The following is a 238-nucleotide window of genomic DNA, read 5'->3' as shown; positions in this document are numbered from 1 at the left end:
GGCGCGATTCTGGCGCTGTTATTCACGCTACTGGTCATGCCCTGGCTGGACAATATTGTCGAATTGCTGTTTGTGCTGGCACCTATTTTCCTGTTGGGCGCATGGATTGCCACCAGCTCTGAACGTTCTTCTTATATCGGCACACAGATGGTGGTCACCTTCGCGCTCGCCACGCTCGAAAACGTTTTTGGCCCGGTGTACGACCTGGTGGAAATTCGCGATCGCGCCCTGGGTATCA

Annotated in this window: 1 pseudogene; it reads left to right on the top strand. The window is 54.6% G+C overall.

Annotated elements, in window-relative coordinates:
- Positions 1 to 238: pseudogene (locus FN960_RS24750) on the top strand (FUSC family protein); the annotation flags it as partial.

The sequence above is a fragment of the Alkalicoccobacillus porphyridii genome, assembly GCF_007293315.1.
Classification (GTDB): domain Bacteria; phylum Bacillota; class Bacilli; order Bacillales; family Bacillaceae_D; genus Alkalicoccobacillus; species Alkalicoccobacillus porphyridii.
The sequence above is the reverse complement of the archived record's forward strand: the minus strand, read 5'-3'. Positions and strand labels throughout refer to the sequence as shown.